The organism is Kribbella sp. NPDC054772 (assembly GCF_053611945.1).
Map to the genome: position 1 here is coordinate 60,709 of NZ_JBSHBJ010000034.1, position 11,518 is coordinate 72,226.

Below are 11,518 nucleotides of genomic sequence, written 5' to 3' on the forward strand. Positions count from 1 at the left end.
TCCGGCCCCAGTGGGATAGCGTTCCTCCGACCGACGACGTGAGGAGGGCTTGTGGGCAGGTCTGTGCTGGTGACCGGAGGCAACCGGGGGATCGGGCTGGCGATCGCCACGGCGTTCAAGGAGGCCGGTGACCAGGTCGCCGTGACCTACAACTCCAGCCCGCCGCCGGAGGGTTTCCTGGCGGTCAAGTGCGACATCACCGACCAGGAGCAGGTCGACGCTGCCTTCGAGACCGTCCAGGAGCAGCAGGGCCCGGTCGAGGTGCTGGTGGCCAACGCCGGCATCACCCGCGACACCCTGCTGCTGCGGATGTCCGACGACGACTGGGACACGGTGCTGCAGACCAACCTGACCGGCTCGTTCCGGGTCGCCCGGCGCGCCGCGAAGGGCATGCTGCGGTTGCGCAAGGGCCGGATCGTGTTCATCTCCTCGGTGGTCGGCCTGCTGGGCTCGCCGGGCCAGGTGAACTACGCGGCCAGCAAGTCCGGCCTGATCGGGATGGCCCGGTCGATCGCGCGCGAGCTCGGCAGCCGGGGCATCACCGCGAACGTGGTCGCCCCCGGGTTCGTCGAGACCGACATGACCGCGGTGCTGCCGGAAGACACCCAGAAGCAGTACCTGAGCCAGATCCCGCTCGGCCGGTTCGGGCTCAGCGAGGAGATCGCGAACGCGGTCCGCTGGTTGTCGTCGGAGGAGGCCGGGTACATCACCGGTGCGGTGATCCCGGTCGACGGCGGCATCGGCATGGGCAACTAACTCATCTCGACGAGAAAGGGCATGCCGGTGGGCATCCTCGACGGCAAACGCATCCTGGTCGCGGGCGTCACGCTCGACTCCTCGATCGGTTTCGCGACCGCGAAAGTGGCGCAGGAGCAGGGTGCGACCGTGCTGATCTCCAACTTCGGCCGTGCGCTGAGCATCACCAAGCGGATCGCGAAGCGGCTGCCGACCGAGCCGCCGGTGCTGGAGCTCGACGTCACGAACGCCGAGCACCTGGCCGCGCTCCCGGATGCCGTCCGCGAGCACGTCGACGGGCTCGACGGCGTCGTGCACTCGATCGCCTACGGCAACCCGGAGACGATCCTCGGCGGCAAGTTCCTGGACGGGCCGTGGGACGATGTGGCGCAGGCGGTGCACGTGTCGGCGTACAGCCTGAAGGCGCTGGCCGTCACCTGCGCGCCGCTGATGGGCCGCGGTGGCAGCGTCGTCGGGATGACGTTCGACGCGACCGTCGCCTGGCCCGGGTACGACTGGATGGGGGTCGCCAAGGCGGCCCTGGAGTCCACCAACCGGTACCTGGCGCGCGATCTCGGCGCACAGGGGATCCGCTGCAACCTGGTGTCGGCCGGTCCGCTGAAGACGCTGGCCGCGAAGGCGATCCCGGGCTTCGAGAAGTTCGAGGAGCCGTGGCTGGACCGCGCCCCGCTGGGCTGGGACCCGTCCGACCTGGAGCCGACCGGCCGTACGATCGTCGGCCTGCTCAGTGACTTCTTCCCCGCGACCACCGGCGAGATCGTGCACGTCGACGGTGGCTACCACGCGATGGGAGCGTAGTGGCCACTTCTCTCGTCGAGCTCCGCGTCCTGGACGGAGCCAACCTCTACTTCAGCCGCGCCGCGGTCAAGCTGACCCTCGACGTGTCGGCGCTCGTGGACGCCCCCTCCCCGGCGGCGAAGGCGTACGCGCAGGCGATCGGTCTCGGCAGCACGCGCCCGGGCCGGATCGGGTCCGGATTCCGGCAGCGGTTCGCGATCCGGGTCGCGGGTCACGTCGTACGCCGGATCGCGCGCGAGGCGGGGATCGGGCGGATCGGCGTCCGGGTGCGCCCCGAGGCCGACGTACGGCGGCTCGTGGTGGCGTTCCCGTGGGCGCACGAGGGCCGGGCGCGGGCGCTCGGCGCGGCGATCGTCGAGGTCCTGGACGCGTTCGGTTCCGAGGACCTGTCCGAGCTGTTCACGGCTGTGGGTGAGCGGGTGCGGGACGAGCCGCCCGGCAACCCGCCGCCGACGATCCGGCCGAAGGTGCCGGTCGTCGCGGTCACCGGCACGAACGGCAAGACCACGACGTCGCGGATGATCGCGCACATCGGCCGCGCCGCCGGCCTGCACGTCGGCTGGTCCAGCACCGACGGCGTCTACTTCGACGGCGAACTGGTGAAGTACGGCGACTTCTCGGGTCCGAGCGGCGCGGGACAGGTGCTGTCCCAGCCCGGGATCGAGCTCGCGGTGACCGAGACCGCCCGCGGCGGGATCCTGCGCCGCGGCATCGGCGTCGCGTACAACGACGTCTCGGTGGTCACCAACGTCAGCGCGGACCACCTCGGTCTGGGCGGGATCGACACCATCGACCAGCTCGCCGAGGTGAAGGCGGTCATCACCCAGATCACCCGCCCGCGCGGCTGGTGCGTGGTGAACGGCGACGACCCGCGGACGTTCGCGATGCGGCTCGGTTCGCCGGCCAAGTGCTGGGTGTTCTCGCGGGACCCCGACTCGCCGTCGATCCGGACCGTGCTGGACGCGGGCGGCCGGGCGACGACCGTGCTCGACGGGTTCGTCACGGTGCTCGACAACTCTCGCGACCCGGAGCCGCTGCTCAAGGTCGTCGACGTACCGATGACGCTGTCCGGGCTGTCGCACTACAACGTGGAGAACACGCTGGCCGCGGCGTCGGCGGCGCTCGGGCTCGGGCTGCCGCGGGCGGCGGTGATCGAGGGGCTGAGCACGTTCGCCCCGAACGAGAACAACCCCGGCCGGATGAACATGTACTCGCTGCGCGACTTCACCGTCGTCATCGACCTCGCCCACAACGAGGCCGGGCTGGAAGCGCTGCTCGAGATCATGAACGGTGTCCGGCCGGAGGGTGGCCGGCTGATGCTCGCGCTCGGCTCGCCCGGTGACCGCTCCGACGACATGGTCGCGGCGCTCGGTGCGATGGGTGCGCGGGCGACCGACCGGATCGCGATCGGGCACAAGGACGACTACTTGCGCGGGCGGCCGCCGGAGGAGCTCGAGGCGGTGTTCCGGGCGGGAGCCGCGTCGGTCGGCGTGGACGACGTACCGGCGTATCCGACCGAGACGGCGGCGGCGCAGGCGCTCGCCGCCGAGGCGCGGACCGGGGACGTGGTGGCGGTGATGTCTCTGCAGCATCGGGCGAGTCTTGACGCCTGGTTGCGGTCCGAGGGAGCTACTGTCGACACACCGGAGACCTTGAAGAGCAAGGTCGAGAAAGCCCAGCACTAGCCCCGTCCGCCCCCAGCACGGACCGGTTGGGGCGGGAACGGGGTTGCGATGCGCTACCTGTGGTCGGTCCCGGCCGCGGTGGTCGCCTGGTTCGTGGGCGGCTTCTCCGCGACGTACCTGAAGGGGTTGCCGGAGGGTACGACGATGTTCGTGCCGCCCCGGGTCGACTTGGTGCTGCTCGGCGGCTTCGCGGGTGGCGTGCTCGCCGGGTTGCTGGTCGCGCGGATCCGGATCGCCGTACCGCTGGTGCTGGTAGTCGCCGGGGGTCTGTGGTGCCTGAGCGGGAACTCGTTCGCCGACCGGAACCTGCTGATCACGTTGCTGGTGGCAAGCGCTCTCGGCGGGTTCTTCGGTGCCCTGGGCACCAAGAGTTCGGTGGTCGCGGCGTTCGCGCTGGCGCTGCCGGTCGCCTGGACGGCGCTCCGCCCGGCCGAACAGCTGACCGAGTGGCGCTGGCTGTGGCAGCTCAACGGGCTGCTCGTCGGTGCCGGTCTCGCGCTGCTGCTGTACGTCGCCTGCTGGAAGCGCGGGTGGCGCTCGGTCGGGTCGTGGCTCCCGCTGATCGGCTTCTACCTGGTGTCGTTCGGTGTCGTCGAGTCGGTCCGGCTGGTCAGCAACTCGTCCGGCAAGACGATGGACGCGGTCGGCGACGCGTCCACCGAGGCGTTCTTCCAGTCCTTCGAGCCGATGCTGCGCGAGTACTGGCCGTGGCTGGTCGTCGGCGTACTGCTGGCGATCCCGATGACCGCGCTCAAGCTGCGCGCCCTGCCGCCACCGCCGCCCCCGCCGGACCCGTACGCCGACCGCTCGAACGACGCCGTACTGTCCGACGACCTCGACTGGATCGACCAGGAGGACCCGCGTCGCCGGATCCTCCCGCGTCGTCAGCCTGCCTCCTAGCTCGTCGCGGTGACCGCGGTGATGTCGGACTCGCCGGCGGGGACGACGAGCGCGAAGAACCGGAACGCCGTTGTGACCGGTGTGCCGACCGCGGGAGCGGTGTAGCTCTTGCCGCCTGCGGTGATCCGCACCGTGCGGGCATCGACGGACACTGCACCCATAATCAGGGTCAGGTTGGCCGGTGATCCGAGGTTCGGCACGTTCGCCGGTGTGGTCTGGTATCGGACGCCCTGGCGCGACGGCCAGTCCGCGGAGCAACCGTTGGCCCCACCGAAGCTCTTCGCCGGGCCCTCGTCGGTCACGATCAGGCAGGACTTGTTGCGGTTGTAGGCCGCGACGGCCCAGCTCTCGTTCGGGATGCTGCCGCTGGTCACGTAGAAGGCCGGCGCGTACTTGAGCGACTCCGGCTGCTTCGTGAACGCCGCCTCCTCGGACCAGGGCTCGGGGAGCGGCGTGTAGGTGTACTCGAGCGTGGTGCTCCTCGTGCTGGGCTTCGCGGTGGGAGAGGTCGCCACGCCCGGCTCGGCCGAGTGCAGTTGGCCGAGGACCGAACTGGTCACCACGACGGCGGCCGTCGCGACCACCGCGGTCACGGACGCGGCCACGGTCCGGCGACGCTGCCGACGGCGCTTGATCCGCCGCCGGATCGCGACCGCGGGGTCCGCGGGCTCGGGCCGGTCCTCGGTCAGTACGGCGAACTTGGTGCTGAGGTCATCGGTCATCGGATCCCTCCTTCGGCCAGCTCGGCCAGCTCATCAGGGGTGTCGAACCGCCGCTCCAGCGCCGGCGCCGGCCGGACAGGAACTTGGTGGTGACGATCTTGCGCAGGTACCCCTCGGGGCTGCCGCCCTTCAGCTTGCGCCAGTGGAACCACAGCCTCGTGAACGCCTCCTGCGCCAGGTCCTCGGCCTTCTGATGGTCCAAGGTGAGCGCGTAGGCGAGCCGCGCGGTCGCGGTCCATCGCGCCCGCACGAAGTCGTCGAAGTCGTCGTCCGGTCTCATCGGCATCCCCTCATGCCCCTTGAACGCCTTGAACAGCGTCGCAGGGTGACAGGTCAGCCGAGAAGTTTCTGGCCCAGCCAGCCGCCGGGCTGGAAGCCGGGCGGCAGGGCGAAGACGGCCGAGCCGATGGTGGTGGTCCACTCGTTCAATGCGTCGGCGGCGTCCAGGCGGGTCAGCAGGGGGAGGAACTGGCTGGAGATGCTCGCCTGGTGGCTCAGGAAGACCAGGCCGGACTCGCGGGTGGCGCCGGTGTCCTGGACGTAGTTCAGGCCCTTGCGGAAGATCCGGCGGCCATCGTTCTCGGAATGGTGCGAGAGGCGGGCATGGGCGTTCTGCGCGATCACCGGGCGGCCGTCGGCGTCGCGGGCCTCGAGGTCGAGCTCGTCGTGCTCGGCGGTGCCGGTGAGAGGCGCGCCGGTGGCGAGTTTGCGGCCGACGGCGCGTTCCTGTTCGGAGCGGGTCAGTTCGTCCCAGGTGTCGAGGTTCATCCGGATCCGGCGGACGACGAGCATCGTGCCGCCGCGGAACCAGTCGGGGCCGTCGCTCGACCAGACGGTCTGGTCGAATTCCGGCGTACCGAAGGTGGGGTTGCCGGTGCCGTCGACCTGGCCGAAGAGGTTGCGGCCGGTGACGGGTTTGCCGTCGGCGCCTGTGCCGTCCCAGAAGCCGGTCTGACGCCAGACCGGGGTGGCGAAGGGCTTCGCGTCCGCGGTCAGCCGGCGTACTGCGTGCACCACGCTCACCGCGTCGTCGGCGGCGACCATCACGAGAAGGTCCCCGCCGGACCAGGCGGGCTGCAGCCGGTCGTGGCGCATCACCGGGATGTCGTCCAGGCCGATCGGCTTCTGTCCGGTCAGCGTGAACACCCGCGGGCCGAAGCCGACCGTCACGGTCAGGCCCTTGTTCGCCACCGCGAGCTCCGGCGCGGTGTCCCCGGGCGCCGCCCGCCCGTCGGCCAGCGCGACGATGTCGCTGCTCCACAACCGCAGCAACCGCCCGAGTCCCGCGCGATCGGTCCCGAGCTTGAACGCCACCAGTTCATTCGCCGCCGACGCCGCGCGGGCGATCCCCGGCTGATGGTCGCCGTACGGCGAGATCGTCCGCGAGACCGGCTGCTCCTTGCTGCCGTCGGTGCTCAGAGCAACAACACCGCCGGTTGCTGCGGCACCGGCGGCCGCAGCCCCGGCGTACCCGAAGAACTGCCGTCTACTGGTCACTTGCTCGTCGGGGTGGGGTGGTAGTGCTCTTCCTCCTCGGTGAAGGCCTTCACCGGCACCTTCAGGTCGTGCGTCGTGTTGTCGGAGAACTTGAGCGTCAGCGGTACTTCGTCACCGGGCGCGAGCGCCTGCTTGAGGGACATCAACATGATGTGGTCGCCGCCGGGGGAGAGGTGCGTGTGCGAGCCGGCCGGGACCGTGATCCCGCCGGCCTTCTCGCGCATCACCATCTTGCCGCCCTGCATCGCCATCTCGTGCAGCTGGACCACACCGGCGGCCGGAGAAGTTGCCGAGGTCAACTTCACGTCCGTGGTGCCGGGGTTGGTCAGCGACAGGAACGCGGCCGTCATCGTGGTGTCCTTCGTACCGGCGGTCGACCGTACCCAGGCGTCCTCGATCAGGATGCCTGGAGTTGTCACGGCTTCCTGCACAGCAGGCTTGGGTTCGTTGGAACCGCAGGCGGACACCAGGATCGGCAGGGCCGCGACGAGCGCGGCCGTCAGCAACTTCGTCTTCACGCAACGGGCAACGAGGCTTGCCCTAGGCAAGTTCCCGGGCAGCCTCTTCTGTGATCTCTTCGTCGGGCTTGACGAAGTCCGGGTCGCCGCCCTCGTCGCCCGACCGGGCGCCGGCCTGGGCCAGGTGCGACACCGACTCGAGCTCGGCCAGTACCTGCTGGTGCTGGTCGACGCAGAGCACGACGAGATCACCCGGGTTCGACAGCTCCAGCGCGAACCGTACGGCGTCCAGCTCGTCGAGGACCACGTCCACCCGGCGGCACCGCGCACCGTTGTCCATCGCGGCCTTCACACCGGCCACCACCAGCTCCGCCGACTCGCCGCGCTTGCGCCCACGCAACCGGACGTCCTCGCGGACGACGACCACGTCGAAGTGCTGGGCCGCGACCTCACCGAGCTCGCGGATGTCGTCGTCGCGCCGGTCGCCCGCGGTCGCGACCACACCGATCCGCGACGGCCGCCCGACCTCCGACGACGCGCTCAGGCTCTCGCCGATCCGGTCCACGAAGTCGCCGAGCATCCGCATCGCCGGCGCGTTGTGGCAGTAGTCGACGATCACGCTCCGCCCGTCGACGTCGATCTCGTTCAACCGCCCGGGGGACAGGTAGTACGACGTACTGAACGTCCGCAGGCCCTGCCGGATGTCGTGCAGCGGCGCGCCGGCCGCGAACGCCGCGGCGGCGGCCGCCATCGCGTTCTGCACGTTCATCATCGCCCGCCCGCCGAACGTCGCCGGCAGCAAGTGTGTCCACGCGAGCTGCATCGACCGCCGCCCGTGCTTCACCACGATCATGTCGCCGAGATCCGACCGCTCCAGGACGACAGCGCGACCACCGCGCCGGCAGTGCCCCTCGATGTAGTCGCGGACCTCGCTGCCCGGCTCGGCCATGCTGAACCACACGACCTGCCCCGAACACTTCCGCCGCATCTTGCGCACCAGCGGGTCGTCGGCGTTCAGTACGGCGTACCCCGTCCGCGGAACCGCCTCGACCAGCACCGCCTTGACGTCGGCGAGCTGCTCCAGCGTGTCGATCCCGCGCAGGCCGAGGTGATCCGGCTGGACGTTCAGGACGACGGCGACGTCGTTGCGCTCGTACCCGAGCCCTTCGCGCAGGATCCCGCCCCGGGCCACCTCGAACACCGCGAAGTCGACGCGCGGGTTCTGCAGCACCATCCGCGCGGACTTCGGGCCGGACGCGTCCTGGCGGATCACCAGCCGCTCGTCGATCACGATGCCGTCGGTCGACGTCATCCCGACCTTGCGGCCGAGGCCCTTGAACACGTGGCTGATCATCCGCGCCGTGGTGGTCTTGCCGTTCGTCCCGGTTACCGCGACGATCGGGATCCGGCTGGTCGCGCCCGGCGGGAACAGCATGTCGACGACCGGCTTCGCGATGTACTGCGGTTCGCCGATCGTCGGGTTGGTGTGCATCCGGAACCCGGGCGCCGCGTTCACCTCGCAGATCGCGCCGCCGGTCTCGCGCACCGGCTGGGTGATGTCCGGGCAGATGAAGTCGATGCCGGCGATGTCGAGCCCGATCATCCGGGCCGCCTCCTCGGCGATCTCGACGTTCTCCGGGTGCGCCTCCCAGGTACGGTCGATGGAGATCCCACCGGTGGACATGTTGCCGGTGAGCGTCAGCTTCACCATCTCGTCCTCCGGCGGTACGTCGTCCAGCTCGAACCCCTGGTCGCGGACCAGCGCCCGGGCCGCGTTGTTGATCGTGATCCGGGTCAGGATCTTCTCGTGGCCGACACCGCGGCGCGGGTCGGCGTTGGTGATGTCGACCAGTTCGGCGACGGTGTGGAGGCCGTCCCCGACGACGTGCGCGGGCACGCGTTCGGCGATCGCCTCCATCCGGCCGTTGATGATCAGGCACCGGTAGTCCTTGCCGGTGACGAAGTTCTCCACGATCACGTACCCGCGCCGGGACTGCTCGGCGGCGATCGGGAACGCCTCCCGGACCGCGTCGGCGTCCAGCAGGTTCAGGCAGACGCCACGCCCGTGGTTGCCGTCCAGCGGCTTGCAGACAACCGGGTAGCCGATCTTGTTCGCGACGCTGACGGCCTCCTCGACGGTGCGGATCGACTCCGACCGCGGCACCGGCAGACCGGCCGACGCGAGCAGCCGCGTGGTCAGGTCCTTGTCGCTCGCGACGTCCACCGCGATCGACCCGGTCTCGGACGTCATCGTGGCCCGGATCCGCTTCGCGTGCACGCCCTGGCCGAGCTGCACCAGGCTGGCCTTGTTCAGCCGGATCCACGGAATGTCCCGGGACACGGCCTCGTCCACGATCGCCTGCGTCGACGGCCCGAACGCGGTCCGCTCGGCCTGCTTGATGAACCGCTCGAGCTCGGTCGTGAAGTCGAACTGCGGATCCGGCTGGACGAGCTGGTTCACGAACCGTACGGCGAGCTCACCCGCGGCGAGACCGACCGACTCGTCGGCGTACGCGTAAGTGATGTTGTAGACGCCGGGCGAGCCCTTGACCTGTCGCGTCTTGCCGCGCCGCATGTCGTGGCCGGCCTCCTGCTGGAGCTGCAGCGCGACGTGCTCGGCGATGTGGCCGAGCCAGGTGCCTTCGTGCAGGCGCTCGATGAACCCGCCGCGGCGGCCGCGCGAGCAGTGGTGCTGGTCGAGCCGCGGCAGGTCCTCGAGCAACCGCTCGGTGAAGCCGGGGATCGTGTTCGACGGGAAGTTCTCCAGCGAGCCGAGGTCGACGACCAGGTGGATCGCCGGGTCGTAGCTCCAGACGTTGGGGCCGCGGTAGACGCGGGTCTCGATGATCTTCAGGTCGGGGGAGGGCGTGCCGTGGGAGTCGGTCATCCGTTGGGGGTCACTGTTCTGGTCGCGTGCGGTCGGGGAGATCGGGGTCGGCGCCGGCCGTGATCGGCTCGGTCGCCTCCGGTCTGGATTCCCCGACAGCGCCAGTTTTATTCGTCTTGGTACGACGACCCTCCCGCCGCTTCCGCTCCGCGTAGTACCTCGGTGACACCCCTTCGGCGGCGATTTCCCTGGCCAGCTTGCGCAGATCCGCCTCGGCGGCCGCCATCTCGGCGATCTCCTCGGCGGGCGGCTGCGGACCGTACGACAGCAGCACCCGGTTCTGCAGGTCGAACGTCGCGGTGGCCGGCAGCACGTGCAGGACGACACCGGACGCGAGGATCGGCTCCGAGCGCTTCGCATAGTGCGCGTTCGAGGTGATCCGGCTGCCGTCGAAGATCGTCACGGCGCCACGACCGACGACCTCCAGGTGACTGCCACGGACGACTGCAGCAGTGTCCTCGTCGACGCCGATCCCGAGGAGGCCGGGGGACTGCGCGACGAGCGACAGCAGGCGGCCGTACCGGTTCCGCTGGGCGAAGTGCTGGTCGACGATCGCGCCCTGGACCAGGCCGAGACCACCGGACAGCTGGCTCATCCGCTGCCGCGGGGTCGCGCCGGAACGGCCGAAGGCGATCATGTGCTCGGCCAGGATGCTGGCGCCGGCCGACGTACCGCCGACGGCCGCGCCCCGGGAGTGCGCGGCGGTGACCGCGCGACCGAACGCCGTACCGGTGACGACACCGGCGAGCTTGAGCTGGTTGCCACCGGTCATGAAGATCCCGGTCGCGTCATTCAGCGGGGCGATGAACGCCGGGTCGTCCGCGTCCTCCCGGTTCTCCGGGCGGACGCCGACCACGCTCTCGGCACCGAGCGCGGCGAACAGCGCGCGGTACACATCGATGACGTCGGGCCCGAGCGAGGACGCCGTGGGGACGACCACGATCCGCGCCTTGGAGCCGCCGGCGGCGTCGACGAACTCCTGCAGCACCGTCCGCTTCTTCAGCTTGTCCTCGGCGCCACCGATCGCGAACAGGGCACCCGGCCCACCCTGCAGTTCAGACATAAGCCGAAGGATAGGTGCTTACCCCTGCTCGGACCGCAATCCGGTCGCCCCGACCCGCAGAACGGCCCGCCCCTCGACGGAGACGAGCAGTCCGCGCGGCTCGACGTACTCGATCGCCTCACCGAGGACGTCGCCGCCGACGGTCTCGATGACGAGGTCGAACCGACCCGGCAGGAACTCCGTGACGATCTCGGCGCCGGGGATGTGGTGCAGCGGGCGGTAACTGCGCGGCCGCCGCTCACCCGGCCGCACGAACGCGGTCACGTGGGCACCCGCGAGCGCGGCCAGTTGGCAGGCGATCCGCCCGACGGCACCGCGAGCACCAGTGACGAGGACCTGTTTGCCGACCAGGAATCCGCCGAGCTCGAGCGCTCGCCAAGCGGCGAGTCCGGCGGTCGGGAGGACACAGCCCTGGACGTCACCGACGTTGTCCGGGAGCCCTGCGAGCCGGGTGTCCGGGACCGCGACGAGTTCGGCCCAGGCGCCGCGCGGGACCGTGCCGATGACCCGAGCGGTCAGGACGGCGCTGAGCTTCGCTGTCGGCTCGATGACGGCCGGGTATTGCTCGAGTGTGCCGGCGAAGTCCTGACCGAGCGGAGTACGCGCGGGCTGGTCGGGGAGGTCGACGAGATCGCGGTGCAGGACAGGGAAGGTGTTGACTCGCACGAGCGCTTCATGCGGCAGCGGCACCGGGTCGGGGACCTCGATGAGCGCCACCGACGCACCACGGCGAGTGAGAGCCAACACCTTCC

The 11,518-nt window shown here is 70.3% G+C and carries 11 protein-coding genes; 4 read left to right on the forward strand and 7 right to left on the reverse strand.

What is annotated here, in order from left to right:
- Window positions 1-51: 51 nt before the first annotated feature.
- Genes fabG through ACWGID_RS34585 form a run of 4 tightly spaced genes read left to right on the forward strand, consistent with a single transcriptional unit; the run spans window position 52 to window position 4,139 of the window.
- Window positions 52-756, forward strand: coding sequence for a 3-oxoacyl-[acyl-carrier-protein] reductase (gene fabG, locus ACWGID_RS34570; RefSeq protein ID WP_452203545.1), 705 nt, complete (start codon window positions 52-54; stop codon window positions 754-756).
- Between the two features lie 21 nt (window positions 757-777).
- Complete coding sequence (gene fabI / locus ACWGID_RS34575; protein WP_452203546.1) at window positions 778-1,554, forward strand: enoyl-ACP reductase FabI; 777 nt, start codon at window positions 778-780, stop codon at window positions 1,552-1,554.
- A complete protein-coding gene (locus ACWGID_RS34580; protein WP_452203547.1) occupies window positions 1,554-3,239 on the forward strand; it encodes a Mur ligase family protein in 1,686 nt (561 codons plus the stop codon). The genes fabI and ACWGID_RS34580 overlap by 1 nt, the downstream gene beginning before the upstream one ends.
- Window positions 3,240-3,287: 48 nt before the next feature.
- Window positions 3,288-4,139 (forward strand): hypothetical protein, encoded by an 852-nt coding sequence (locus ACWGID_RS34585; RefSeq protein ID WP_452203548.1) that lies wholly within the window; start codon window positions 3,288-3,290, stop codon window positions 4,137-4,139.
- On the opposite strand, the gene ACWGID_RS34590 is transcribed toward ACWGID_RS34585, so the two are convergent.
- Genes ACWGID_RS34590 through ACWGID_RS34620 form a run of 7 tightly spaced genes read right to left on the reverse strand, consistent with a single transcriptional unit; the run spans window position 4,136 to window position 11,513 of the window.
- Window positions 4,136-4,861, reverse strand: a complete 726-nt coding sequence (locus ACWGID_RS34590; protein ID WP_452203549.1) for a hypothetical protein — start codon at window positions 4,859-4,861, stop codon at window positions 4,136-4,138. The genes ACWGID_RS34585 and ACWGID_RS34590 overlap by 4 nt on opposite strands.
- Window positions 4,851-5,141: a sigma factor gene (locus tag ACWGID_RS34595; RefSeq protein ID WP_452203550.1), complete on the reverse strand. Its 291-nt coding sequence runs from the start codon at window positions 5,139-5,141 to the stop codon at window positions 4,851-4,853. Before ACWGID_RS34595 ends, ACWGID_RS34590 begins: the two co-directional genes overlap by 11 nt.
- Window positions 5,142-5,194: 53 nt before the next feature.
- Window positions 5,195-6,358: a Dyp-type peroxidase gene (locus ACWGID_RS34600; RefSeq protein WP_452203551.1), complete on the reverse strand. Its 1,164-nt coding sequence runs from the start codon at window positions 6,356-6,358 to the stop codon at window positions 5,195-5,197.
- Window positions 6,355-6,876 carry a copper chaperone PCu(A)C gene (locus ACWGID_RS34605; protein ID WP_452203552.1) on the reverse strand — a complete coding sequence of 174 codons (522 nt, stop codon included), beginning with the start codon at window positions 6,874-6,876 and terminating at the stop codon, window positions 6,355-6,357. The genes ACWGID_RS34600 and ACWGID_RS34605 overlap by 4 nt, the downstream gene beginning before the upstream one ends.
- 22 nt (window positions 6,877-6,898) lie before the next feature.
- A complete protein-coding gene (cphA, locus tag ACWGID_RS34610; protein ID WP_452203553.1) occupies window positions 6,899-9,703 on the reverse strand; it encodes a cyanophycin synthetase in 2,805 nt (934 codons plus the stop codon).
- Between the two features lie 10 nt (window positions 9,704-9,713).
- Entirely contained in the window at window positions 9,714-10,766 is a 1,053-nt protein-coding gene (locus tag ACWGID_RS34615; RefSeq protein WP_452203554.1) for a cyanophycinase, read from the reverse strand.
- Between the two features lie 18 nt (window positions 10,767-10,784).
- Window positions 10,785-11,513 (reverse strand): hypothetical protein, encoded by a 729-nt coding sequence (locus ACWGID_RS34620; protein ID WP_452203555.1) that lies wholly within the window; start codon window positions 11,511-11,513, stop codon window positions 10,785-10,787.
- Between the last annotated feature and the right edge of the window lie 5 nt (window positions 11,514-11,518).